The sequence below is a fragment of the Collinsella sp. AF15-51 genome, from assembly GCF_003462845.1.
Taxonomy (GTDB): Bacteria; Actinomycetota; Coriobacteriia; order Coriobacteriales; family Coriobacteriaceae; genus Collinsella.
The window spans coordinates 1-24,493 of the sequence record NZ_QRYG01000006.1; the positions used below are offsets into that span (position 1 = coordinate 1).

The window sequence follows — 24,493 nt, forward strand, 5'->3', positions numbered from 1 at the left end:
CGAGCCGGAGAGCACTTAATGTGCTCTCCGTGCGAGCAGGACTGTCCGAGCAGACGACTTCGCATGCCGCCGGGCAGCCGGGGCAGACACCCCACCCAAAGTTTTTCAAAAAAGTTGTTGACGCGCGCGTAACGACTCGTCTAATATATCCCTTGCGCGATGGACCTGTAGCTCAGTTGGTTAGAGCGTCCGGCTGATAACCGGGAGGTCACAAGTTCGAATCTTGTCAGGTCCACCACTTTCTTTCGCAATAAACACCCCAGCGAGAGCCGAGTCGCCGCTGGGGTGTTTATTACTTTCTCCGTGGGGGTTTAGCTCAGCTGGGAGAGCGCGGGCTTTGCAAGCCTGAGGTCAGGGGTTCGATCCCCCTAACCTCCACCATGATGGACCTGTAGCTCAGTTGGTTAGAGCGTCCGGCTGATAACCGGGAGGTCACAAGTTCGAATCTTGTCAGGTCCACCATCAAAACATGAAGAGCCCCGGGGCATTGCCTCGGGGCTTTTTTCTTATCCAACAAAGTAGTCAAAATAGCCCCGTCCCAAATTAACTACTTTGATTTTGTGTGCTGGGCGAAAGATTGGGTAGTATAGCTATTCAATGCGGCGACCCTGCCGTGTGTTAACCGCTACGTACCGGAGGTGTTCCATGGTTCGTGTCGACATAGAGACCATCGTCATGGCCGCCGGTCCCGTGCCATCGCTTATCGTGCTGCGCGAGCGCTGCGGCAAGTCGGATTCGACGGCACCGCTGCGTTCGCTTTCCATTCAGACCGGCTCGTTTGAGGCCGCGGCCATTAGCCGTGGCATCGATAGCGGCCGCGCCGAGCGCCCGATAACGCATGACCTGCTGCTCGACACCGTCGATGCCCTGGGCGCCAAGCTCGAGCGCATCGAGATCGTTCGTGCCGAGCCGCCGGTGTTCTATGCGACGATTGTCGTGCTGGTCGATGGTGACGAGCGCAAGGTTGACGCCCGCCCCAGTGACGCCATTGCCCTTGCCGTGCGCAGCAATGCCCCCATGTTTGTGGAGGACGACATCATGAATCGTCTGGGTACCGTTTCTGCCCATGCCGAGGAAGTTGACGACGAGCGGGAGTTCGAGCAGTTTGACGAGTTCGTCCATACGCTCTCCCCCGATGATTTCTAAATGTCTGGCCCGCGAGCGGAGGGGTCGCTGATGGGTACCCGCGTATCGGCTGAAGCGGCCGCCATCGCGCGCGAGGCTCAGATGCGCTCGGAGGCATCCGAGGCGGCTCGCATCGCCTATGTGATGCAGGCCCGCACGCTTCGCGAGCGCCGCGGCTCCTATATCAAGATGGTTATCATCTCCGCCCTTGTCGCGGTAATCTGTTCTCGTCTTCGTGGTACAGTTGGTGCGCTTGGGTTTTCGATTTCAACAGGCTTGGTAATCTGGGGTGTGGTCGATGCGGTAATGCTGACCAACCGGATCAAGGTGCTCGACAAGCGCGTGATGGATATGATGCGCGCCCGCGACGCTGCCGCCAAGATCGCTGCCGAGGCACAAGAACTGTAACGACGCCGGATTCGATGGGAAGGTCTAAAGATGGCACAGGATATGCAGAGCGCCGGCAACGTCTCCGCCGAGCTCGACGCCATGGTGTGTGACCTGATTGGTGCGTTCTTGGACGACCTTGCCGCCGGCGAGAATCCGGGCGTAGTTGTGGCGATCGAAGACGCTGCTTCCAACCGATATCTGGCGGCGCTCGACGAGGATGGCGAAGAGGCATGCCTGGAGGCTGCCACCAACTTTATCTCCGAGCACAAGATGGGCCTTAAGGACGAGGGACTGGGCCGTATCGCCCGCTATGCCATCGGCTATACCGGCTGTGTTGAGATTGACGGCGGCTATCACGACGCTCTGCTCGTGAGCTTCTTTGAGACCACGCTCGAGAGTGGCTTTTCGGCATATGTGCTGTATGAGGGCATGGGTGCCGGCGATGGTTTTATGTGGAGCGACCCTGAACCTGCAGGCGAGGAAACCCCTCTCATCTAAAATCGCTAAAATAAACGAGTTTTCGGTAAAAGGCTCAATATTCCCGCTGAGCGTTGTATTGCTGGGCGGGTCGCATACGCGTGCCGTTTGTATATGGATAGAAGATAGGGGAACTACATGCGCGTAGACAATCTGAGGAACATCGCCATCATCGCCCACGTCGACCACGGCAAGACGACGATGGTCGATAAGCTCCTGCGTGCCACGGACGCCTTCCGTGCCAACCAGCAGGTCGAGGACCGCGTCCTGGATTCCAACGACCAGGAGCGTGAGCGCGGCATTACGATTCTCGCCAAGAACATCTCTATCGAGTACAAGGACGTCAAGATCAACGTCATCGACACCCCGGGCCACGCCGACTTTGGCGGCGAGGTCGAGCGCGTGCTGCGTATGGCCGACGGCGCCCTGCTGCTGGTCGACGCCTTTGAGGGTCCCATGCCCCAGACCCGCTTCGTGCTGCGTCACGCTATCGACACCGGCCTTAAGATCATGATCGTCATCAACAAGATCGATCGTCCGGGCGCCAACCCCGAGAAGGCCTACAACGACTGCCTGGACCTCATGGCCGACCTGGGCGCCACCGACGATCAGCTTGAGTTCGCCATGGAGCACGTGGTCTACGCCAGCGCCATGAATGGCTTTGCCCGCCTTGACCCCAACGACGGCAACATGGACATGTATCCGCTGCTCGATATGATCATCGACGACATGCCCGCGCCCGAGGTTGACGAGAACGCCCCGCTGGCCATGCAGTGCGTGACCATCGACCACTCCAACTTCGTTGGCCGCATCGGTATCGGTCGCGTGTACTCCGGCACCATTCACCAGGGCGATCAGATTCTGGTCGTCAAGAACGACGGCTCCAGCGCCACCGCTACCGTCAAGCAGCTCTTTACCTTCGACTACCTGGGCCGCACCGAGTGCCAGGAAGTCGGCGCCGGCGATATCGCCGCCGTCGTGGGTATTGAGCGCACCGATATCGGCGATGTTTACACCGATCCCGAGAACCCCGTCGAGCTCGAGCCCATCGAGATCGACCCGCCGACCCTGTCCATCGTCTTTGAGGCTTCGACCTCCCCGCTCGTCGGCCGTGACGGTGACATCGTGGGCGCCCGTCAGCTCAAGGAGCGCCTGTTCAACGAGGCCGAGAACAACGTGACCATGAAGATCGAGGAGCTCGAGGACAAGAGCGGCGTCGAGGTCTCTGGCCGCGGCATTCTGCACCTGTCCGTTCTGATGGAGTCCATGCGCCGCGAGGGCTTTGAGTTCCAGGTCGGCCGTCCCCGCGTTCTGTTTAAGAAGGACGAGAACGGTAACAAGCTGGAGCCTGTCGAGCAGGCTGTTGTCGAGTGCCCGGACGAGTACTCGGGCAAGGTCGTTGAGGTCTTCGGTACCTCCGGTGGCATCATGACGAGCATGGATACCTCGGGCATCGTGACGCACCTTGAGTTCAAGATCCCGACGCGCGGCATCATGGGCCTTAAGAACCGCATTATGAACGTCACCCACGGCGAGGGCGTGTTCTACCACACCTTCCTGGAGTACGGTCCCTACGCCGGCGAGATCGGCAACCGTCAGAACGGCGCTATGATCTCCATGACCACCGAGAAGGCCGTTGCCTACGCCCTGGGTACGCTGCAGGAGCGCGGGCAGCTGTTCGTTGAGCCGGGCACTGAGTGTTACGAGGGCATGATCGTGGGCGAGCGCAGCAAGGCCGGCGACATGGTCGTCAATATCGCCCGTACTAAGAACTTGGGCAACCAGCGCTCCTCGACCTCCGACATCTCCGTGCAGTTAGTGCCGCCTCGCACCTTCTCTCTGGAAGAGGCGCTGGAGTACATCGCCGACGACGAGCTGGTGGAGATCACTCCCAAGAACATCCGCCTGCGCAAGCGTCTGCTCAACGCCACCGACCGCAAGAAGGCTGCCGTTCGCGCCGGTCAGGTCAACAAATAAGCGCTGGGGCTCACAACCGCCAATAAGAAAGGGCGCCGACCACGATGGTCGGCGCCCTTTTTGGTGCAAAGGGGTCAGGTTGCTTTGCGCCACCACAAAGGTGCCTGGCCCTTTTGTGGTGGTTGGCGGCTAGGCGGTGGGGAGTCCCGGCGTGTTGGAGGCTTGTTGGGGCTTGAGGTTGGCGTTGCGCCAGATGATCTGGATGGCGTAGCCGAGCGTGAAGACGAAGGCTACACCGCTGACAAAGTTGCCCATAAGAGGAAGTGCCGTGAGTGCGCCCGCGACGATACCGCCCACGGCGGCCATGGCGTAGCGGTTTTGGTTGTGTCCGACCATGCGGGCGATCGCGCACCCCGCAAAGGCGCTCGACACCAACGCGATGCCGATAACGCCGCACAAGAGGGCTCCGGCAAGCGACAGGCCGGCAATCGAGATAATCAGCAGCAGGACGGCGGGGACGACAGCAATCGTACCCAAAAGACCGCTCATCCACAGGGGCGTGGGGCGCTGGTGGAGCATTCCGGCGGCGCTGGCGGTCGCACGCGGAAAGACGAGCTCGAGCAACAGGGCGATAAAGCAAGTCGACAGGGCTGCGGCCACGATGCCGCCGATGGTGTCGTTAACCGTAGAGGTGTTCTCGTTCTCGGTGCGGTCGATCTTGAGCGCGCCGACCTCGGCTCCTGCGGCGCGCTCGGGGTCCTCGGAAACATGCGCGCTCACGGTGCCGGTGATGCGGGCGTTTTTACCCAAGATGAGCTTGTCGGCCCAGACCTCGACATCGCCATCGACGGTGCCGTCGATGGTTACCGTACTGCCTGCGAGCGCTGCCGACTTGGCAGAGCCGCGCAGGGCGACCGTTTCGCCTGCCGCGTAAAAACAGTTGGCGGTGCTGCCGGTGTTGAGCACGACATGCTGACCGGCTACCGTCACGCTGCCATCGATTGCGGTTTTGGAGATATCGATGGTACGCGCCGCCAGGCGAATGGCGCCGCCTACGGTGCAGTCGCGAATCGATAGGCTGTCGCCTGCCGCGATAATATCGCGGTCGATAGAGGTATCGTCCAGGTTAAGGTTTTGGCCGGCCCAGTACAGGTCGCCTTCGACGTCAGACGGATTCGAGTCAACTTCGGTTGCGAGTACGTTGCCGGCGGTGTCTGTGCCGGCGAATGACGCCGTGGGAAGTGCGGTCAGCGCAAGCGCGATCAGTGCGAATAGGAGGGCGATGCGGCCCTGTGCTTTACGGCACCGGGACGACGGTTCTAGGTTGCAAGGCATAGTGAATCCTTCGTTAGATACTCGACATGTATCTAACAGGGTACCCAACGTGCGGGCGCTCTAAAAGAACCTCTCGGTTGCATTTCGAAGGGTCGTGCCGTGCTGTCTACATTTTGCGATGTAAGAACCGCGCGATGTCTTCTTCGGTGGGGCTTTTGATGTCAAAACGCAGCGACAGCCAACGCAGACCCATGGTCACCGCGACGCACACGATGAGGGCGGTGATGTTGCTGACGAGTCCGCTCATGACGAGGCATACATAGCTTGCCGATCCGGCGATGGCCGCGATGGCATAAAAGTTAGTGCGTTGGAAAATACCCGGAACCACGCCCATAAAGCCGTCGCGCAGCATGCCGCCACCCACCGCGGTGAAGAAGCCCATCATAATGCAAACGACGGGTGCAAATCCGTAGACCAGTGCCTTGTCCGCGCCGGTTGCCGCATAGATGCCGACCGAGATGATGTCGAGCAGGGGAATGAGTTTCTCGGGTTTATCGACGATTGCCGGGAAGATGTAGATGATGGCTGCCGTGGCAATGGAAAGCGGCAGTGCCATCGGCTGGTTGAGGATGTAGACGTTGCCCACCTGCAGTGTCATGTCGCGTAAAAGACCGCCGCCCAGACCGCAGACCACCGCGAGCGCGACCGCGCCCACCAGGTCGAGCTTGTGGGCGCGCGCGACCAGCACGCCCGAGATCGATGCCGCGACAACGGCGAACATCTCGAGCCAAAAGGGGATAGCGACCATGGCATCCGAGGCATGTGAGGTAACGGTCATAGCGGCGGCGACGGGCAAGATGGAATCCTTCTGATTGCGGGTTTGGACAATGCCCGTACATAGTACATGTTTGACGGGTCTGGCGCCCCTATTGCTCGGTAAACGGTTGGGACTGGATGCGGGCGTGGCGTTGTTGGAATGCCAGGGGTCCAAAACATGTACGTCACCCTCCAAAAACGACATTTTTCGACATCTTTGGAGGCTGACGTACATGTTTGGATTGAGCTCGCAGCATGAGTGGATTGATTTACTCGCATCCGGTATATTTCCCCACTTCAACGGACATAAGAGTAGGATACCGGCTCAGAGCGAGAGGCCCTCAGTGGATACCCTGTTCTCATTTCGCATAAAACCGCATGGCTTGTCCATCATGCACCCCAGAATTTGGTTCAGTCTCTTGCACGGCACGACTACCAGATAGGCGCACGAGGCATCTCCACCCAGCAACGCGTTGTGCGCATACGACAGGCCCTTACCGACTGCGGCATTCCGTCCGATATGCTCAAGACTATCGATATTTCGGTTGTATTCGAATTCGAGCGAATTCGCACCAAAGGTGTCATTTGCCACATTCTTGGACAAAATCTTCCCTACGAGCATATTGACGAGTTGACGCCCGGAATCTTCATCATCGACGAAGCCTTCACCTTCGTGCTCGCTGCCGAGTGGATGGATAGGATCGAATATCTCGAATATGGCTATGAAGTTTGCGGCGATTATCGCATGAGGCTCAATCCCACCGACTCTTATACCGAGCAACCAGCCGCCACCTCCAAGAATGAAATAACCGAACTGCTCGATCGGCATCCCGGCAAACCCGGTGCCACACGTGCACGGCTCGCGCTCAGGCACATCTACGATCACTCAGCCTCGCCTATGGAGACCGCTTCGGCAATCGCCCTCTCGCTCCCAACAAACGAAGGCGGCGTTGGCATTCGAGGCATCGAACTCAACAAACCGCTCGAGATCCCTCAACGTCTCTGGCATTGCGCCAAAGCTCGAACGCTCAAAATCGATGCGCTCGTTACCTACAAGCGCAGGGAGCTCGGTATCGAATATAAGGGCGGTTTTCACGACGAGGTCGAGCGCAAGGGAGCGGATGCGGAACGAGAGGCGGTTCTCTCCCAAATGGGATATCGAATCGTTACGCTCACTTCGGCTCAGTTCAGCAGTCAGCTCGCCTTTCACCGCGCCATGAACAACATCCGCGAAGCACTCGGCATGCCTCGCTGTACCGACACCGGGTACCAGAGAAAACAGAACGAACTACGCAAGGCGCTTATCCGCAACTGGAAAGGCGTGCGAGACGAGGAGACACCTTCCGAATAGTGCCACTCTCGTGAGCTCAATCCAAATGTGTACGTCAGCCTTCAAAGATGTCGAAAAATGTCGGTTTTGGAGGGTGACGTACACGTTTTTGAGGGAGGGGCGGGTTCGAATCCCTCCTCCTCCACCGTATTTACTTGAACATGACTCGATAACAAAAAAGCCCCCGTTGCTGGGAGCTTTCTCAATCAAAATGGCGGAGGAGGAGGGATTCGAACCCTCGTGACCTTATACAGGCCAAACGGTTTTCGAGACCGCCGCATTCAACCACTCTGCCACCCCTCCGCGTGGGGTAAAAACAAAGCAGGCTCGAAGGCCTGCTTTGGAATTAACTGGCGGAGAGTCAGGGATTTGAACCCTGGAGACGCTTTTGACGCCTACACGATTTCCAATCGTGCTCCTTCGGCCACTCGGACAACTCTCCGTTAAATGCGAAAGTCAGTATACACGAGGAATTGCAAAGTGCAAACAGAAAAGTTGGCATTTTTTGAAACGCTTGGCTTCGTGACGGGATCCAGGAGGCCAAAAACGGCCTCTGACCAGCATGGCTGCATGCGGCAAAATGTTCAAAATGGGTATTTATATGCGACGTGGCAGCAATTTTAAAAAGCTGTGAACGGTGTTGCGAACCACTGGTATGCATTTCGCGACCACAGCTTTGCAATTGTTGACCTGCGGTTTGATTTGGTTTGTCCCCGCAGCGCCGTATCTTGTCCACAGATTCGTCAAGCATTTGGTCGGCATTTGGTTGGAAGACGCATGAAGTGCCGTGTGAGTATGGACATATGTGGAGGTCATGAGGTTGTAGCTGCATATTCTTGCAGCCTGGGAGGTTGAAAGATATTATTACCAAGTCTTTTCCTGCTTCAGGCGCACCTTCACGACCTGAAGCCACATTTGCCCAGAGGAGGTGACAATATGAAGGCTTATGAACTGCTGTTCTTTGTTGACCCGTCGCTCGACCCCGAGACTCGTCTCGCTGTTATGAAGCGTATCGATACCACGATCGCTGAGGGCGCTGGCAAGGTCGACTCCGTTGACGAGTGGGGCAAGCGCAAGCTCGCCTACGAGATCAACGACCTCACCGATGGTGACTACACCCTCATCAACTTCCACGCAGATCCTACCCAGATCGCCGAGCTTGATCGCGTCCTGCGCATCACCGACGCTGTGGTCCGCCACATGATCGTCCGTCGCGACGACCAGGAGTAAGACTGTCGTTTTGGACTGGGCTTGTGCCCCAAGAGGAAGTAGTGAGTTATGAGCATCAATCGAGTGAACATCACCGGTAATCTCACGCGTGATCCCGAGCTGCGCGCCACCGCCGGCGGAACCCAGGTTCTGTCCTTTGGCGTCGCCGTGAACGATCGTCGCCGCAACCCGCAGACTGGCGAGTGGGAGGACTATCCCAACTTTGTCGACTGCACTATGTTCGGCACGCGCGCCGAGGCCGTGAGCCGTTTCCTGGCAAAGGGAAATAAGGTCGCGATCGAGGGCAAGCTGCGCTACAGCTCTTGGGAGCGCGACGGCCAGCGCCGGAGCAAGCTTGAGGTCATCGTCGATGAGATCGAGTTTATGAGCTCTCGCGGTGGCCAGGGTGGCTACGATCAGGGCGGCTACGCCCCCGCAGCCCCTGCAGCGCCCGCACCTCGTCCTGCCGCACCGGTGGCTACGCCGCCCGCGGTCGACGTCTACGATGAGGACATCCCGTTTTAAGGGCTGTTCACCTATTTTTGAGTGAGAGGCGGCTTCGGTTCTCCGAAGTTGCCAAATGAAAGGTATTTTGACATGGCTAATGATTTTTCTGCACGTCAGCCGCGTCGTAAGTACTGCCAGTTCTGCAAGGAGAACACTGAGTTCATCGACTATAAGGACACTCAGCTTCTCCGTAAGTACATGACCGACCGTGGCAAGATCAAGCCCCGTCGCGTCACTGGCGCTTGCACGCAGCATCAGCATGACATCGCCAACGCCATCAAGCGCGCCCGCGAGATGGCTCTCCTGCCGTACACCGTCCCCGTGGTTTCCTCTCGTGGCAACCGCGACCGCGGCTAAGAAGGGAGACGCATCATGAAGGTTATTCTTCTCGATGAGATCAAGGGCAAGGGCGGCGAGGGTGACGTCGTAGAGGTCGCTCAGGGTTACGCTGAGAACTTCCTGTTCCCCAAGAAGCTCGCTGTTGCCGCCACCAAGGGCAACCTCAAGCAGCTTGACGAGCGTCGCAACAACATCGCCAAGCGTGAGGCCGTCCGTCTGGCTACCGCCAACGAGACCAAGGCTGCCTTCGAGGGCAAGACGGTCACCGTTGACGTCAAGGTCGGCGACGAGGGCATCCTCTTTGGCTCCGTTACCGCCGCTATGATCGCTGACGCCATCAAGGCTCAGCTCGGTATGGACATCGACCGCAAGCGCGTCGAGCTCGGTAAGCCCATCAAGGTTGCCGGTGCCCACACCGTTGCCATCTCGCTGTACCGCGAGATCAAGGCCGAGGTTGTCGTTCTCGTTGGCGTTACCGCCGAGGAGCTCGCTGCCGAGGCTGAGGCTGAGGAGGCCACTGAGGTCGCCGAGGCCGAGACCGCCGAGGTCGAGACTGAGGCTGCTGCCGAGTAGCATTTGCTGCAACGCAACAATCTTGTTCTAAGAAGGGCGCTCTGGGAGACCAGGGCGCCCTTTTGTTTTCTACGCTCAGCGAGCGCCATGGCAGGCGTTGCGGTGAAGTCCCAAATGCGGGACCGTTCATCCGTCTCGTTCGGTGATGATTGCCGGAGCGCGGCCCGTTTTGGGACCGTGGCTGATACTATGGATGCTCGCACGCGATATGAATGAGGATGCTCATGGCATACGACGATAGGGAGACGGGGTTGACGGTCGAGGACCGTGGCTCCAAGTTGGGTCTTCCCCAAAACCAAGATGCAGAGGCCAACGTACTGGCCGCCATGCTGCTATCGCCCGAGGTGGTCGAGGAAGCCCAGGTCGAGCTGCAGCCCTATGACTTCTACCGGCCCATTCATAAGACCATCTACACCGCGATGGTCGATATGTACAACAGCCGCATTCCCATCGACTCTATCTCGCTGATCGATTATCTGCGCAGCATCAACAAGCTTGATGCCGTGGGCGGCGAGGCCTACATTTTGGAGCTGATGGGTCAGACCCTGTCGCTCGTGAACTGGCAGCACCATGCCGCCATCGTTCGCCGCGATTCGATGCTGCGCGAGCTGATCGGCGCCACCAACGAGATCAACGCGCTGGCCTATAACGCCCCTACCGACACTAAAGAGGTCGTGGAGCTGGCCGAGAGCAAGCTGCTCAAGGTCACGGCACGCGAGGTCAAGTCGAGCTACAAGACGCTGACCGAGTTTATGGTCGAGGCCTATAACGAGGCCGAGGAAGTGTGCCAGGCCGGTGGACAGGCCGCGGGCGTGCCCACCGGCTTCCCGTCGCTCGACCGCATGCTTATGGGTTTCCGCGAGGGCCAGCTCATCATCATCGGCGCCCGCCCTGCTGTGGGTAAGACGTCGTTCGCTCTGAACCTGGCGCTGAATGCCGCCGCTGCGGGCTATACCGTCGGCTTCTTTTCGCTGGAGATGTCGGGCAAGGAAATTGCCCAGCGCCTGATTTGCGCCTACGCCATGATCTCGATCAGCGACTTCCGTACGGGCCGCATTAGCCCCGAGCAGTGGGCCAATATCAACGAGGCCACGCAGACCTTGTCCAAGCTCGATATTCTGATTGATGATACGCCCGGCACCACGGTGACCGAGATCCGCGCCAAGAGCCGCCGCATGCTCCACAACAAGGAGAAGGCCATCATCATCCTGGACTACCTGCAGCTGGTGAGCCCTCCGCCGGGACGTCGCTCCGAGAGCCGTACCGTCGAGGTCTCCGAGATGTCGCGTGGTCTGAAGATCATGGCCAAGGAGCTCAAGATTCCGTTGATCGCGCTGTCGCAGCTTTCGCGTCAGGTCGAGTCCCGTACCGGCAAGCGCCCGCAGCTGTCCGACCTGCGTGAATCGGGCTCCATCGAGCAGGACGCCGACATCGTTATGTTCTTGGACCGCTCCGCCGATGAGGCCGAGGCCTCGCGTGACGATCGACCCGACGAGGGCGTCACGCGTATCGTCGTGGCCAAGAACCGTTCGGGCCCGATCGGTGACGTCGACCTGATGTTCCTGCCGGCATCCACCAAGTTCTATGAGCTTGATGGGGCGCATACCGAGGAGTAGGACAGGCGCCCGTTGCACGGGTATACTGGGAATGTTTTGTGCTTCTACGTGCCAGCGTGGCGCGTAGACAGTCCATGAATGTAAGGAGTAAACATGCCGTCAACCGTTTTGGTCGGTGCCCAGTGGGGCGATGAGGGCAAGGGTAAGATCTGCGACCTGGTCGCCGGCGACTTCGATGCCGTCGTGCGCTACTCGGGAGGCAACAACGCCGGCCACACCATCGTCGTCAACGGCAAGAAGTACGGCCTGCACCAGGTGCCCTCCGGCATCATGTATTCCGACCATGTGTCGGTGATCGGTAACGGCTGCGTCGTCAACCCCAAGGTTGTCCTTGAGGAGATTGATATGTTCGAGGCCGACGGCATCACCACCAAGAACCTCAAGATCAGCGGCAACACGCACGTCATCATGCCGTACCACATCGATCTGGATGGTGCTTTTGAGCGGAAGCTCGGCAAGAAGAACATCGGTACCACCAAGCGCGGCATCGGTCCGTGCTACCAGGACAAGATGGCCCGCATCGGCCTGCGCATGCAGGACATGCTGGACGAGGCGCTGTTCCGCGACAAGCTGGAGACCGCTCTTGCCCGCGTGAATCCCGAGCTCGAGCTCATCTACCACCTGCCCACCTACACCGTGGACCAGATCTGCGATGAGTACCTGCCCATGGCCGAGCGCCTGCGCCCCTACATCACCGAGACGAGCCTGCTGCTCAACAACATGATCGATGAGGGCAAGGACCTGCTGTTCGAGGGCGCCCAGGCAACGCTGCTCGACATCGACCACGGCACCTATCCGTACGTGACGTCTTCTAACTGCACCGCCGGCGGCGCCATCACCGGCTCCGGCGTCGGTATGAAGAATGTCGACCGCGTGCTGGGCGTCATGAAGGCCTATATCACCCGCGTCGGTTCGGGTCCTATGCCCACCGAACTTTCCTATGAGTCCGAGGCCGGCCACACGCTGACCGAGGAAGGCTATGAGTATGGCGTGACCACCGGCCGTCGCCGTCGCTGCGGTTGGTTCGATGGTCCCATCGCCAACTACGCCTCGCGTGTCAACGGTCTCACCGACATCGCCCTGACCAAGCTCGACGTGCTTTCGGCCTTCGACACCATCAAGGTGTGCGTTGCCTATGACGTCGATGGCGAGCGCTACACGAGCGTGCCCGAGCACCAAGTGCGCTTTGAGCATGCCAAGCCCATCTACGAGGAGCTCCCGGGCTGGAAGTGCGACATCGCCGGCTGCCGCAGCTTTGATGAGCTGCCGCAGGAGGCTCAGGACTTCGTGGCGTTTATTGAGGATCTGGCACACACCCGCGTGACGTTTATCGGCGTCGGCGCCGGTCGCGAGCAGATCATCAACCGATTCTGGAAGTAATCGGCATTATTTGGTGATTGCGATATACCCCTTCGCAGCCCGGATGGGCGGCTGAGGGGTATATTTGCTTGTAATGGGCCCGCTTGGTTGGCGGGCCGTTCATCCATGGAGGAGGCACCCTTGAAGGCGGACACTCAAACCATCGACATCCTGTTGTTGGGCAGCGGCGGCCGCGAGCATGCTCTGGCAGCCAAGCTCGCAGCATCACCGCGCGCCGGCAAGCTCTACATCGCGCCGGGTAACGGCGGCACCGCGAGCTGTGGCGAGAACGTGGTTCTCGACGACTGCGATCCTGCGGCCGTGGCGGCGTTTGCCCAGAGCCACGGATGCGGACTCGTGGTGATTGGCCCCGAGGCTCCGCTCGTGGCGGGCGTGGCCGATGCCGTCCGCGCAGCGGGTATCCCGTGCTTTGGCCCGGGTGCCGAGGGTGCCCGGATGGAGGGCTCCAAGCTGTTCTCCAAGCAGCTCATGGAGCGCGCCGGCATTCCGACGGCCGCCTACGGCTCGTTTACTGACGAGGCTTCGGCTCTTGCCTATGTGCGCGAGCAGGGCGCTCCGCTGGTCGTGAAGGCTGACGGCCTGGCCGCCGGCAAGGGCGTTATCGTGGCGACTGAGCTCGAGCAGGCCGAGGAGGCCGTGCGCGAGTGCTTCGGTGGCACCTTTGGCGATGCCGGCAACACCGTTGTCATTGAGGAGATGCTGGTTGGCCCCGAGTGCTCGCTGCTGGCCTTTACCGACGGCAAGACCGTGCGCCCCATGGCCACCTCGCAGGACCACAAGCGCGCGCTCGAGGGCGACCGTGGCCCCAACACCGGCGGCATGGGCGTCTACAGCCCGGTGCCTATCGTGACCGACGAGGAGCACGCCACCATGGTGGCGGTCATGGAGCAGACCGTGGCCGAGCTCGCTGCCGAGGACATCGACTACCGCGGCTGCCTGTACGGCGGCTTTATGCTCACCCCCGCCGGCCCCAAGGTGCTGGAGTTCAACGCCCGCTTTGGCGACCCCGAGACGCAGGTCGTGCTGCCGCGCCTCAAGAACGACCTGGTCGAGGTTATGCTCGCCTGCGCCAACTGCGAGCTTGATCAGATTGAGCTCGATTGGCGTGACGAGTGGGCCGTGGCTGTTGTCCTGACGAGCGCGGGCTACCCCGGCAGCTACGAGAAGGGCAAAGTCATTACCGGCATCGCCGACGCCGAGGCCATGGAGAACGTGACCGTGTACCATGCCGGCACCGCCGTGGTGGACGGTCAGCTCGTGACCAACGGTGGCCGCGTGCTTGCCGTGACCGCGCTGGGCGACACGTTCGAGAACGCTCGCAACCTTGCCTACGAGGCCTGTGAGAAGATTGATTTTGAGGGCAAGACCCTGCGCCATGACATCGGTCTGCGCGCGCTGCGTGGCCGCGACGCCTGGGATGCCTAAAGTCCGAGAGGGATGAGACGGATGAGACGGATGGACGAGAAGAACGAAGAGCTCGTGGACGCGCAGATCGTCGAGGAAGATGGCCGCTCGTACGGACATGCCGAGGACGAGCCGGGTGGTGAGGTCGCTGACGAGCCGGTGCTGGTGCTGGGCGACGACGACCCGCACGATGCCGAGTTGCACGAGAAGATTCTTTCGGAGGAGTGCGCCTGGAAGGGCAAGATTCTCGACGTCCACCGTCTTGAGGTTGAGCTGCCCAACGGTCACCGCAGCGCCCGCGATGTGATTCGACATCCGGGCGCGGCGGCCGTCGTGGCGCTTACCGAGAGCGGCAAGATCGTGCTGGTGCGTCAGTATCGCACCGCCATCGACCGCGTGACGGTCGAGATTCCCGCCGGTAAGCTCGATCCGGGCGAGGATCCGCTCGATTGCGCCAAGCGTGAGCTGCACGAGGAGACGGGCTTTAGGGCCGGTCGCATTCGCTTTTTGACATCGATCGTCACGACCTGCGGCTTCTGTGACGAGATCATTCACATCTACCTGGCCACCAAGCTCGAGTTCGATGCACCCAACCCCGATGATGACGAGTTCGTCAACGTGGACCTCGTGCCGCTGCACGAGCTGATTGACGCCGTGCTCGACGGCAAGATCGAAGATGCCAAGACCGTCGTGGGCGCCTTGGCCTGCGATAGCATCGCGCATCGCCTGGGTGGTTCTGAGCTGTAACGAGCGGGGATGATCCCGCAGGTTTGTATAAGTCAGCGAAAGTGCTCCATTTGAGACAAGGTGGCTTAAAAGAGGAGGGAAGCGTATGGATATACGCGACCGACGATTGAAGGCCAGATTGTCCACATGGGGCACTTGCAGCGTCGAGACGAAACGCGGTTTGGTAAAACCGCGTAAGGTGATTATGCTTAAGAGGTTTCTGTCTTATTACAAGCCCCAGATGGGGCTTTTTATTGCCGATACTGTTTGTGCTCTGGTGCTTGCCGCCATCGACCTGGCGTTTCCCATTATTCTGCGCAATCTGACCGGCGGGCTCTTTACCCAGGGTCAGGCTGCTATTATGCAGGCGCTCGGTATGATCGCGGTTGGCTTGGTACTGATGTATGCCATCCGTTGCGCCTGTCGCTACTTTGTGAGTTACTGGGGCCACGTGATGGGCGCGCGCATGGAGTCCAAGATGCGCGAGGACCTGTTCGATCAGTATGAGCGCTTTAGCTTTGCGTACTTCGATCGCAACAGCTCGGGTGACATGATGAGCCGCGTGGTCAACGACCTGTTCGATATCTGCGAGGCGGCACACCACGTGCCCGAGTGGATTATCATCTGCGGCATCGAGATCGTCGGCTCGTTTGTGATCCTCTTTGCTATTGCCCCGGTGCTGGCGCTTGCCATGGCCGTGGTGACGGCGGCGTTTGCGATCATCATGTTTTGGCAGAACATGCGCATGCGCGAGGTCTTTAGCGACAACCGCACAAAGATCAGCGGTATTAATGCTCAGCTGCAGGATTCGCTGGCAGGCATGCGCGTGGTCAAGAGTTTTGCGAACGAGGAAGCTGAGCGCTCCAAGTTCCGCGCCTCTAACGACCGCTATCTTTCGTCCAAGGAGAATATGTATCACGCCATGGGCGTCTACACTGCGACGTATGGCCTGCTCTCGGGCGTGTTGTACGTGATCGTGGTGCTGCTGGGCGGTTGGCTGGTGGCGCAAGGCCAACTGCAGGCGGTCGATATGGCGACCTTCGCGCTCTACATTTCGCTGTTCTGCACCCCGCTCGAGACGCTTGTGAACTCGGCTGAGACGTATCAGAAGGCCATTGCCGGCTTTAAGCGCATGGACGAGGTACTTTCGACCGCCCCGGATATCCAGGACAAGCCGGATGCCGAGGACCTGCAGGTGACGGCTGGTGCGGTTGAATATCGCGACGTGTGCTTTAGCTACGAGGATGTTGAGCTGAGCAGCGGCGAAGAGGCTCGTCCCGTGATCGACCATATGGATCTGTCCATCAAGCCCGGACAGACCATTGCCCTGGTTGGCCCCTCGGGCGGTGGCAAGTCCACAACGTGTTCGCTGCTGCCGCGCTTTTACGACGTGGCTTCCGGATCCATTAGCATCGACGGTCAGGACGTGCGCGACGTGACGCAACAGAGTCTGCGCCGCGCCATTGGCCTGGTGCAACAGGATGTCTATCTGTTTGACGGTACGATTGGTGAGAACATCGCCTACGGCAAGCCGGGCGCCACGGCAGAAGAGGTCGCCGAGGCCGCCCGCCGCGCCAATATCGATGCCTTCATTGAGTCGCTGCCGCAGGGCTACGACACAGTCGTGGGCGAGCGCGGCAGCCGTCTTTCGGGCGGCCAGAAGCAGCGCGTAGCCATTGCGCGCGTGTTCCTCAAGAATCCCAAGATTCTTATCTTGGACGAGGCAACGAGTGCTCTGGATAACGAGAGCGAGGAAGCGGTGCAAGAGTCGCTCGAGCGCCTGGCGCGCGGTCGCACCACGATCATCATCGCCCACCGTCTCTCGACCATTAAGCATGCCGACGAGATTGCGACCGTCGAGCATGGTCGCGTTGTGGAACGTGGTACGCACGAGCGGCTTCTCGCCCGTGGCGGCACCTATGCCCGTTACTATCGAATGCAGTTCGAAGGTGCGCGTGCGCACGAGCTCGACTGATTGATATGACAGGAAGTATATGGCTGAGAAGAACCCTTTGACTCCGGAAGAAGTGACGGAGTTATTCTCCGAGATCGATGCATCCGGCGTTTTGGATCCGACGCTTGCCAAAAAGCGCACCGAGCGCATGCGCGAAAAAGAGGCTGCGGCCAAGCGCGGCGACAAGGCGACGCTGGCGCAGCTTCGCAGCGAAGATCGCGCAAGCCAGACAAGGCAGATCGACCCGCTGTCCGAGGACGACCCTTCGGGCTCGCAGGTGAGCCATACCATTACGAAGACCGCCGTGGCCGTAGTCATCGGCATTCTGGTGTTAATCGTGGGCATGCAGATTGGCTACGGCGTGATGCGCCGCCTGAACACTGCTAACCTGTCCGAGAGCGTTTCGGTGGATACCGTTTCCACGGCACTGAAGGGTGGCCTTGAGTGGGGTAACGGCTTTACGCAGTTTCCGCTCGACTTTAGCGTCGACGAGGCAGACGAGCGCACAGGCACGGTCGAGGTAACGGTGTTGGACACGTCGTCTGCCAACGAGCTCGAGCTGCTGTCCAACGGGCAGATTCAGGCCGCGGCACTTGCGACCAACGCGTTGCTCAACGATAAGATCGACCGCGTGGTGTACAACGTACACGCCTATATCGATGAGGACAGCAATATCCAGCATGATTCCTTCTTTGGCATGTTTCCCGCGCGGGGCCATCAGAGCGCCATTCTGACGTTCGTGTGGACCAAGAGCTCGTCAAATGCTACGAGCATCGACTGGAAGATGCGTATCGTGAGCATGGACGACACGATTGCCGAGCGCATCCAAAAGCAGGTGAACTCGGTATCGTCACTGATTGAGGACCCGGCGGTAAGCCAGACCAAGATCACGGAAGAAAAGGCCGAGCGCGACTTGGAGCATCGCCTGCACGGTCGCGAGATCTTCCGCGGCGGCAAGCCCGACCGCACGCCGTCCGATCTGCTGGAGCAGGATAAATAAGACGCCATCATCCCGCGGGGGCCAAGTGCCCGCGCGGGATGATTTTTCTGGGACGGGGATTAAAAAATCATTCTGAGAGCGGGACTTTGTCGCTGAGTAGTCAATTTGGGACGGGGCTATTTTAGCTACCACGGCCGGTGGTGCACCGGTTAGGTTGGTCGACGGCGTGGGTAGCTAAAATAGCCCCGTCCCAAATTGACTACTCGCCAACTGCATGCATGACAGAATGATTTTTTAATCCCCGTCCCAGAAAAATCATTATGCATAGAAAGTCATAATTGTCATTTCGTAAACATTTTGATGAAATTAACGCCATGGTGCATGCTTGCGGTTACAATACCGCAAGGCCTAACTACCAACCTTTAAGCCGGTCCGGAGAGACCGGGAAGGAGAATTATGGCGAACAACCATACTGCGGGCATTGCTGCCCGCACCTTCGCGCCCAGCGAGCTTTGCCAGCGTATGCTGGCAAAAACCAGCAAGGGCACCTGCGGTCCCTGCATCCTGTATCTTGAGGATGGGACCATTTTTTATGGCCGTGCATGTGGTGCCGAGGGTACCGCAACCGGCGAAGTCTGCTTCAACACCTCACTCGAGGGCTATTTTGAGGTTATGACCGACCCGAGCTATGCCGGCCAAATTGTAACCATGACCTATCCGCAGATCGGTAACTACGGCATCGACGAGACCGACGTCCAGTCGGCCTTCCCCGGCGATACCGATCGCCCCGCGAACGCTCCCGCCATGCGCGGCATGATCGTGCGCGACATGTGCGTCACGCCTTCCAACTGGCGCTCGGCCGTCAGCGTGTCGGAATACCTGCGTGCCCACGGCATCGTCGCCATCGAGGGCGTCGACACCCGCGCTCTTGTGCGCCACCTGCGCGACAACGGCTCCAAGATGGGTATTATCTCGACGGAAATCTTTGAAGTCGCCGAGCTTGCCGAGCGTCTGGCCGCAGCGCCGACGCTGGTGGGCGAGAACCTGGTCAAGACCGTGAGTTGCTCTGAGCCCCACGCTTTTGCCGCGATCGATCTGCCCGCTACGCATGGCTTTGCGCTTGCCCCTGCCGCTCCTGCCCGCCACAACGTGGTCGCCTACGACTGCGGCGTGAAGCGCGGCATCCTGGAGGGCCTCGTCCGCGCTGGCTGCGACCTTACCGTCGTGCCGTGGGATACGCCCGCGAGTGAGGTGCTCGACATGAATCCCGACGGCGTCTTTTTATCCAACGGCCCCGGCGACCCCGATGCCGTGGTGGAGACCTACGAGCAGGTGCAGCAGCTGATCGGCAAGGTGCCGGTCTTTGGCATTTGCCTTGGCCACCAGATGATCAGCTTGGCGTGCGGCGCCCAAATGGAAAAGCTTAAATTCGGTCACCGTGGCGGTAACCAGCCGGTTATGAACCTGGTGAGCCGTCGCGTGGAGATCACGGCGCAAAACCACGGCTTTGGCCTGCTGTTCCCCAGTCTGGGCAAACTGATCCCGGAGCTTTCCGGCGGCGAGACCGAGCATGCGGCCGATGGCGACCTGCGCGTCTGGGTGCGTCGCGGCATCGCGCCGGTCGTGATGAACGAGCGCTTCGGCCGCATTCGCCTGACGCACGTGAACCTCAACGACGGCACCGCCGAGGGCATCCAGCTGCTCGACGCCCCGTGCTTCTCGGTCCAGTACCACCCCGAGGCCTCGCCCGGTCCCACCGATGCCCACTATCTCTTTACCGCCTTTACGCGACTCATGGACGGCGAGGAGAACTACCTGGACATCGACACCGCGAAGGACCGCCTCGCCGGCTGGAATTTTGCCGATGGTGGTTCCGCCGCGACCAAGAACGAGGAGAACTAACATGCCTAAACGTACTGACATCAAGCGCATCCTCGTTATTGGTTCGGGCCCTATCGTTATTGGCCAGGCCTGTGAGTTCGACTACTCCGGCGCCCAGGCCTGCAAGGTGCTCAAGGAGGATGGCTTTGAGGTCATCCTGGTCAACTCCAACCCGGCGACCATCATGACCGACCCGGGTCTTGCCGACCGCACCTATGTCGAGCCCATCACCGCCGAGTTTATCGAGCGCGTGATCAAGAAAGAGCGCCCGGACGCGCTGCTGCCCACGCTGGGCGGCCAGACCGGTCTGAACGCCGCCGTCGAGCTGGCGAAAGACGGTACGCTCGACACGTACGGCGTCGAGATGATCGGTTGCGACCTGGCCGCCATCGAGCGTGGCGAGGACCGCAAACTCTTTAACGAGGCCATGGCCGAGATCGGCCTGGAGGTCGCGCGCTCGGGCTATGCCTACAGCGTGGCCGACGCCGAGGCTATCGCCGAGCGCGTAGGCTATCCCTGTGTACTGCGCCCGAGCTTTACCCTCGGTGGCGCCGGCGGCGGCATCGCTCACACCCACGAGGAGCTTGTCTCCATCGTGAGCCAGGGCCTTGAGCTCTCGCCTGCCCATGAGGTGCTGGTCGAGGAGTCCATCGAGGGTTGGAAAGAGTATGAGATGGAGGTCATGCGTGACCACGCCGGCAACGGCATCATCGTGTGCTCCATCGAGAATCTCGACCCCATGGGTGTGCACACCGGCGACTCCATCACCGTGGCGCCGGCGCAGACGCTCTCCGACCTTGAGTATCAGCGCATGCGTGTCGCCTCGCTCGCCATTCTGGAGAAGATTGGCGTCGAGACCGGCGGATCCAACGTGCAGTTTGCCGTGAACCCCCAGACCGGCCGCCTGATTGTCATCGAGATGAACCCGCGCGTGAGCCGTTCGTCCGCGCTGGCCTCCAAGGCAACGGGTTTCCCCATCGCTAAGGCCGCCGCGCGCCTTGCCGTGGGCTACACGCTCGACGAGATCGTCAACGACATTACCAAGGCAACGCCTGCCTGCTTTGAGCCCACGATTGACTACTGCGTCGTTAAGGTGCCGCGCTTTGCCTTCGAGAAGTTCAAGGGTACCGACCCCACGCTCACTACGCGCATGAAGGCCGTGGGCGAGATTATGGCGATCGGCCGCACCTTTGAGGAGGCCTTCGGTAAGGCCATGCGTTCGCTGGAGGACGGGCATCAGGGCATTTGCGTCGGCGGCAAGGAGGGTGCCGACAAGCTGAGCGACGACGAGCTCGCTCAGGCCGTGGCAACGCCGACCGAGCACCGCATCTTCTTTGTGGTCGAGGCCCTGCGTCGTGGCTGGGATGTTGCGCACATCCATGCCGTCTGCGGTATCGATCCGTGGTACCTCAACCGTATCAACGATATGGTGCAGGTTCAGGAGAGCATCCGCGGCCTGCGCGTGGAGGACATCGACGCCGACGCGATGCGCCTGCTTAAGCAGTATGGCACGAGCGATGCCGAGATTGCCACGCTGACCGGCTCGGACGAGCGCTTTGTGCGCGCTTACCGTAAGGGTCTGGGCGTGGTCCCCAGCATGAAGACGGTCGATACCTGCGCTGCGGAGTTCTCGAGCGCCACGGAGTACCATTACAAGACCTACGAGAATATCTTCCGCACGAGCTCGGACGCCAAAAAGTGCGTGGCTCCCGACGAGACCACGCCGGCGGACAAGCCCAAGGCGATGATCCTGGGCGCCGGCCCCAACCGTATCGGCCAGGGTATCGAGTTCGATTACTGCTGCGTGCACGCGAGCTACGCGCTGGCGGCCCGCGGCTTCGAGACCATCATGGTCAACTGCAACCCCGAGACCGTCTCGACTGACTACGACACCTCGGACCGCTTGTACTTTGAGCCGCTTACCTACGAGGACGTCATGGATGTCATCGATGTTGAGCGTCCCGACGGCGTCGTGGTGACGCTCGGTGGCCAGACCCCGCTTAAGCTGGCGCGCATGCTCGAGGAGAGCGGCGTGAACATCATGGGCACCAAGCCCGATGCCATCGACTTTGCCGAGGACCGCGAGCGCTTCGCCGCTCTGCTCGACAAGCTGGGCATCATGTACCCGCCGGCGGGCCAGGCCACCTCGTTTGAGGAGGCCGAGGCCGTGGCCGCGCACATTGGCTACCCGCTGCTGGTGCGTCCGAGCTACGTGCTGGGCGGCCGCGGCATGATGATCGCCTACGACGCCGAGCACCTGCGCGATTACATGGCCGAGGCTGCGCGCATTAGCCCCGACTACCCGGTGTACCTGGACCGCTTCCTGGAGGGTGCGATCGAGTCCGACGTCGACGCTCTGTGCGACGGCGAAGAGGTCTACATCGGCGGTATCCTGGAGCATATCGAGGAGGCCGGTATCCATTCCGGCGACTCTGCGACCTGCATTCCGCCGTTCAGCTTTAGCGAGAGCCTGCAGGCGAAGCTTCGCGAGACCACGCGCCGCATCGCGATGGCGCTGGGCGTACGCGGCCTGGTCAACGTGCAGTACGCTATCAAGGGCGAGACCGTCTACGTGATTGAGGCCAACCCGCGTGCCAGCCGTACCGTGCCGTTTATCTCCAAGGCCACCGGCGTGCCGCTGGCCAAGTGCGCGGCGCGCACCATGGCGGGTGATTCCATCGCGAGCCTGGGCCTGCCGAGCGACGAGCGTCAGCTGGACTGGTTCTGCATGAAGGAAGCCGTTATGCCCTGGGGCCGTTTCCCCGGTGCCGACGTTATCCTAGGGCCCGAGATGAAGTCGACGGGCGAGGTCATGGGTATCGCCAAGAGCTATCCCGAGGCATACGCCAAGACGCAGCTGGCGATTGACTACAAGCTGCCCGATCCGAGCGCCGGCAAGGTGTTCATCAGTGTGTGCGACCGCGACAAGCGCCATATCCTTTCGGTCGCCCGCATCCTGCGCTACCTGGGCTTTGATATCTGCTCCACCGAAGGTACGGCGCGCGTGCTGCGCGGCGGCAACGTGACCTGCGAGATCGTGGAAAAGATCAGCGGCCCACATGATGGCGAGCGCCCCAACATCGGCGACCTCATCGCCGATGGCAAGATCGCGGTGATTATCAACACGCCGTACGGCCCGGGTTCGCGCGGCGACGGCTATCTGTTGCGTACCGAGGCGGTGCGCCGCGGCGTAACCTGCGTGACCGCGATGTCCGCTGCCAACACGTACGTGAGTGCCATCGAGGCGGTGCGCGAGGACCAGCAGGGTCACGGCAGCGCCAACGACATGGGCATGGACGTCATCGCCCTGCAGGACCTGCCGCAGCACACGGTGTAATGTGACCTGGTCGGCCGGGGCGGCAGCCGGACACTTTCTCTCGGAAACTGGGCTTCGCGAAGTTTTCCGAGAGAAAGGACCGCCTCCCGCCCCGGCCTGCGGTGACTTGGCTGCACCGTGTGCTGCCGAAGGGACTTTGCGCGATGACTAGGGCTGAAAAAGAAAGTGAGTGTGGGCGCCGTCGTTCGTTTGAACGACGGTGCCCACGTTTTGGATTTATTGGGCTGTGGCGGTGAAGGTTGTTTTGTCGGCGGCGATGTGCACGTGCAACTTTGCCTGACCGTCGCAGCTGATGAGCACGCCTACCTCGAACGGGGTTCCCGTCTTGTCGTAGGTCGAACGCACGATGCGCATCGCCGCCTTACCGGTGTTCTGTCCCAAAAGACGCGCCTCATGCTTGTCGAGGTTGACTGTCTCGTAGACGGCATCGACGCTTGCGGGCAGGATGCCGGTCTTTTCCGCGATGTAGGCGTAGAGCGAGCCATCCACGTCTTTGCGCGTGAGCTCGGGGCAAAGTGACACGGGGATATAGACGTAGTTGAGCTCCATGGGTTTGTCGTTGGCGAGACGCAGGCGGCGAATCTCCCAGACGGGTGTCCCTTCGGGCACTTTGAGCCCGGAGGCGATGCCGCGGACGGCCGGTATGCTTGAAAAGGCGAGAATCTGCGAGCTCGGAACCCGTCCCGCTTCGCGCATCCGCGCGCTGAAATTCAGGGCCAGGTCGATGCCGGGTGCTGAAGTTTGGGGCTTGATGAACGTGCCCTGGCCGCGCTTGCGCACCACGCGCCCCTCGATGACGAGATCTTGGAAGCAACGGCGCACGGTCGCGCGCGATAACTCCAGCCGCTCACAGATTTCGAGCTCGCGTGGCAGCGGCGTCTTGGTGTCGAACGCCTGGCTGGCGATAAGCAGAGCGATTCGATGTTTAAGCTGGACATAGAGCGGCGTATCACCGCTGCGGTCGAAGGGTTCGGAGGCGAGAAACGAGATCATATCCATGGGGTACCTCCATGTCGTGGGCGTACGTGACATGGTCTGACACTGCGGGGCAAACCGGAGATGCCAGGCCCGATTCTTGCTGGTATGTATGGTGCATAAGGAACATAAAACATTTATCAGGCAATCTACCTGCTATTTTAAAAATAATTAGAAGAAAAAATAATTTAGGCACAAAAATAGTTGCTACCGTTAACCGATGAATAGTTGCCGTTCGCAGCTATTTTCTTGTACCGAACATGCCCCGGCGCAACAATAATCTCAGCAAAAAGCAAAGCCGTGCGACACACGGCAGGTCGAG

Annotated in this window: 20 protein-coding genes and 5 tRNA genes; 20 read left to right on the forward strand and 5 right to left on the reverse strand. The window is 60.2% G+C overall.

Annotated elements, in window-relative coordinates; translation table 11 throughout:
- Positions 1-161: 161 nt before the first annotated feature.
- The 7 genes from DWW51_RS04300 to typA all read left to right on the forward strand — a co-directional run bounded on the left by DWW51_RS04300 (position 162) and on the right by typA (position 3,969).
- Positions 162-238, forward strand: a tRNA-Ile gene (locus tag DWW51_RS04300).
- A 67-nt stretch (positions 239-305) separates the two neighbouring features.
- Positions 306-381 (forward strand) — tRNA-Ala (locus tag DWW51_RS04305).
- A 4-nt stretch (positions 382-385) separates the two neighbouring features.
- Positions 386-462, forward strand: a tRNA-Ile gene (locus DWW51_RS04310).
- Between the two features lie 183 nt (positions 463-645).
- Positions 646-1,146 carry a bifunctional nuclease family protein gene (locus tag DWW51_RS04315; RefSeq protein WP_117773641.1) on the forward strand — a complete coding sequence of 167 codons (501 nt, stop codon included), beginning with the start codon at positions 646-648 and terminating at the stop codon, positions 1,144-1,146.
- Between the two features lie 30 nt (positions 1,147-1,176).
- Entirely contained in the window at positions 1,177-1,533 is a 357-nt protein-coding gene (locus DWW51_RS04320) for a hypothetical protein (protein WP_117773642.1), read from the forward strand.
- 30 nt (positions 1,534-1,563) lie between these two features.
- Positions 1,564-2,013, forward strand: coding sequence for a hypothetical protein (locus tag DWW51_RS04325; protein WP_117773643.1), 450 nt, complete (start codon positions 1,564-1,566; stop codon positions 2,011-2,013).
- Positions 2,014-2,130: 117 nt separating this feature from the next.
- Entirely contained in the window at positions 2,131-3,969 is a 1,839-nt protein-coding gene (typA, locus tag DWW51_RS04330; RefSeq protein ID WP_117773644.1) for a translational GTPase TypA, read from the forward strand.
- 129 nt (positions 3,970-4,098) lie between these two features.
- Here the strand turns inward: typA and DWW51_RS04335 are convergent, their stop codons facing one another.
- Together DWW51_RS04335 and DWW51_RS04340 are read right to left on the reverse strand one after the other, a co-directional pair.
- Positions 4,099-5,244, reverse strand: coding sequence for a polymer-forming cytoskeletal protein (locus DWW51_RS04335; protein ID WP_117773645.1), 1,146 nt, complete (start codon positions 5,242-5,244; stop codon positions 4,099-4,101).
- Between the two features lie 106 nt (positions 5,245-5,350).
- Positions 5,351-6,040 carry a trimeric intracellular cation channel family protein gene (locus DWW51_RS04340; protein WP_231501571.1) on the reverse strand — a complete coding sequence of 230 codons (690 nt, stop codon included), beginning with the start codon at positions 6,038-6,040 and terminating at the stop codon, positions 5,351-5,353.
- Positions 6,041-6,520: 480 nt separating this feature from the next.
- On the opposite strand from DWW51_RS04340, the gene DWW51_RS04345 reads away from it, so the two are divergent.
- Positions 6,521-7,351, forward strand: coding sequence for a hypothetical protein (locus tag DWW51_RS04345; RefSeq protein ID WP_147344023.1), 831 nt, complete (start codon positions 6,521-6,523; stop codon positions 7,349-7,351).
- A gap of 191 nt (positions 7,352-7,542) precedes the next feature.
- On the opposite strand, the gene DWW51_RS04350 is transcribed toward DWW51_RS04345, so the two are convergent.
- Positions 7,543-7,633, reverse strand: a tRNA-Ser gene (locus tag DWW51_RS04350).
- 48 nt (positions 7,634-7,681) lie between these two features.
- A tRNA-Ser gene (locus DWW51_RS04355) sits at positions 7,682-7,772 on the reverse strand.
- Between the two features lie 494 nt (positions 7,773-8,266).
- Between DWW51_RS04355 and rpsF the strand changes: the two genes are divergently transcribed.
- The 12 genes from rpsF to carB all read left to right on the forward strand — a co-directional run bounded on the left by rpsF (position 8,267) and on the right by carB (position 23,196).
- Positions 8,267-8,560 carry a 30S ribosomal protein S6 gene (gene rpsF / locus DWW51_RS04360; protein ID WP_006235831.1) on the forward strand — a complete coding sequence of 98 codons (294 nt, stop codon included), beginning with the start codon at positions 8,267-8,269 and terminating at the stop codon, positions 8,558-8,560.
- A gap of 48 nt (positions 8,561-8,608) precedes the next feature.
- Positions 8,609-9,064, forward strand: a complete 456-nt coding sequence (locus DWW51_RS04365) for a single-stranded DNA-binding protein (RefSeq protein ID WP_117773648.1) — start codon at positions 8,609-8,611, stop codon at positions 9,062-9,064.
- Positions 9,065-9,136: 72 nt separating this feature from the next.
- A complete protein-coding gene (gene rpsR, locus DWW51_RS04370) occupies positions 9,137-9,403 on the forward strand; it encodes a 30S ribosomal protein S18 (RefSeq protein ID WP_006235829.1) in 267 nt (88 codons plus the stop codon).
- A 15-nt stretch (positions 9,404-9,418) separates the two neighbouring features.
- The gene (gene rplI / locus DWW51_RS04375) at positions 9,419-9,958 is read left to right on the forward strand and encodes a 50S ribosomal protein L9 (RefSeq protein WP_117773649.1); all 540 of its coding nucleotides are present in this window, start codon (positions 9,419-9,421) and stop codon (positions 9,956-9,958) included.
- Between the two features lie 218 nt (positions 9,959-10,176).
- The gene (gene dnaB / locus DWW51_RS04380; protein ID WP_117773650.1) at positions 10,177-11,574 is read left to right on the forward strand and encodes a replicative DNA helicase; all 1,398 of its coding nucleotides are present in this window, start codon (positions 10,177-10,179) and stop codon (positions 11,572-11,574) included.
- A gap of 93 nt (positions 11,575-11,667) precedes the next feature.
- On the forward strand, positions 11,668-12,954 hold the full coding sequence (locus DWW51_RS04385; RefSeq protein WP_117773651.1) for an adenylosuccinate synthase: 1,287 nt from the start codon (positions 11,668-11,670) through the stop codon (positions 12,952-12,954).
- A gap of 120 nt (positions 12,955-13,074) precedes the next feature.
- Positions 13,075-14,379, forward strand: a complete 1,305-nt coding sequence (gene purD, locus DWW51_RS04390) for a phosphoribosylamine--glycine ligase (protein ID WP_117773652.1) — start codon at positions 13,075-13,077, stop codon at positions 14,377-14,379.
- Positions 14,380-14,409: 30 nt separating this feature from the next.
- A complete protein-coding gene (locus DWW51_RS04395; protein ID WP_197032168.1) occupies positions 14,410-15,105 on the forward strand; it encodes an NUDIX domain-containing protein in 696 nt (231 codons plus the stop codon).
- Between the two features lie 184 nt (positions 15,106-15,289).
- On the forward strand, positions 15,290-17,059 hold the full coding sequence (locus DWW51_RS04400; RefSeq protein ID WP_117773653.1) for an ABC transporter ATP-binding protein: 1,770 nt from the start codon (positions 15,290-15,292) through the stop codon (positions 17,057-17,059).
- A 19-nt stretch (positions 17,060-17,078) separates the two neighbouring features.
- On the forward strand, positions 17,079-18,038 hold the full coding sequence (locus DWW51_RS04405; RefSeq protein WP_117773654.1) for a hypothetical protein: 960 nt from the start codon (positions 17,079-17,081) through the stop codon (positions 18,036-18,038).
- 396 nt (positions 18,039-18,434) lie between these two features.
- On the forward strand, positions 18,435-19,880 hold the full coding sequence (gene carA, locus DWW51_RS04410; RefSeq protein WP_117773655.1) for a glutamine-hydrolyzing carbamoyl-phosphate synthase small subunit: 1,446 nt from the start codon (positions 18,435-18,437) through the stop codon (positions 19,878-19,880).
- Between the two features lies 1 nt (position 19,881).
- Positions 19,882-23,196, forward strand: coding sequence for a carbamoyl-phosphate synthase large subunit (gene carB, locus DWW51_RS04415; RefSeq protein ID WP_117773656.1), 3,315 nt, complete (start codon positions 19,882-19,884; stop codon positions 23,194-23,196).
- Between the two features lie 216 nt (positions 23,197-23,412).
- On the opposite strand, the gene DWW51_RS04420 is transcribed toward carB, so the two are convergent.
- On the reverse strand, positions 23,413-24,195 hold the full coding sequence (locus DWW51_RS04420; protein WP_158551165.1) for a GntR family transcriptional regulator: 783 nt from the start codon (positions 24,193-24,195) through the stop codon (positions 23,413-23,415).
- Positions 24,196-24,493: the final 298 nt, after the last annotated feature.

Bases quoted from the DNA above. Each gene is read 5' to 3' on its own strand.
- DWW51_RS04315 (WP_117773641.1), top strand. From the start codon at position 646: ATGGTTCGTGTCGACATAGAGACCATCGTCATGGCCGCCGGTCCCGTG.
- DWW51_RS04320 (WP_117773642.1), top strand. From the start codon at position 1,177: ATGGGTACCCGCGTATCGGCTGAAGCGGCCGCCATCGCGCGCGAGGCT.
- DWW51_RS04325 (WP_117773643.1), top strand. From the start codon at position 1,564: ATGGCACAGGATATGCAGAGCGCCGGCAACGTCTCCGCCGAGCTCGAC.
- typA (WP_117773644.1), top strand. From the start codon at position 2,131: ATGCGCGTAGACAATCTGAGGAACATCGCCATCATCGCCCACGTCGAC.
- DWW51_RS04335 (WP_117773645.1), bottom strand. From the start codon at position 5,244: ATGCCTTGCAACCTAGAACCGTCGTCCCGGTGCCGTAAAGCACAGGGC.
- DWW51_RS04345 (WP_147344023.1), top strand. From the start codon at position 6,521: ATGCTCAAGACTATCGATATTTCGGTTGTATTCGAATTCGAGCGAATT.
- rpsF (WP_006235831.1), top strand. From the start codon at position 8,267: ATGAAGGCTTATGAACTGCTGTTCTTTGTTGACCCGTCGCTCGACCCC.
- DWW51_RS04365 (WP_117773648.1), top strand. From the start codon at position 8,609: ATGAGCATCAATCGAGTGAACATCACCGGTAATCTCACGCGTGATCCC.
- rpsR (WP_006235829.1), top strand. From the start codon at position 9,137: ATGGCTAATGATTTTTCTGCACGTCAGCCGCGTCGTAAGTACTGCCAG.
- rplI (WP_117773649.1), top strand. From the start codon at position 9,419: ATGAAGGTTATTCTTCTCGATGAGATCAAGGGCAAGGGCGGCGAGGGT.
- dnaB (WP_117773650.1), top strand. From the start codon at position 10,177: ATGCTCATGGCATACGACGATAGGGAGACGGGGTTGACGGTCGAGGAC.
- DWW51_RS04385 (WP_117773651.1), top strand. From the start codon at position 11,668: ATGCCGTCAACCGTTTTGGTCGGTGCCCAGTGGGGCGATGAGGGCAAG.
- DWW51_RS04395 (WP_197032168.1), top strand. From the start codon at position 14,410: ATGGACGAGAAGAACGAAGAGCTCGTGGACGCGCAGATCGTCGAGGAA.
- DWW51_RS04400 (WP_117773653.1), top strand. From the start codon at position 15,290: ATGCTTAAGAGGTTTCTGTCTTATTACAAGCCCCAGATGGGGCTTTTT.
- DWW51_RS04405 (WP_117773654.1), top strand. From the start codon at position 17,079: ATGGCTGAGAAGAACCCTTTGACTCCGGAAGAAGTGACGGAGTTATTC.
- carA (WP_117773655.1), top strand. From the start codon at position 18,435: ATGGCGAACAACCATACTGCGGGCATTGCTGCCCGCACCTTCGCGCCC.
- carB (WP_117773656.1), top strand. From the start codon at position 19,882: ATGCCTAAACGTACTGACATCAAGCGCATCCTCGTTATTGGTTCGGGC.
- DWW51_RS04420 (WP_158551165.1), bottom strand. From the start codon at position 24,195: ATGGATATGATCTCGTTTCTCGCCTCCGAACCCTTCGACCGCAGCGGT.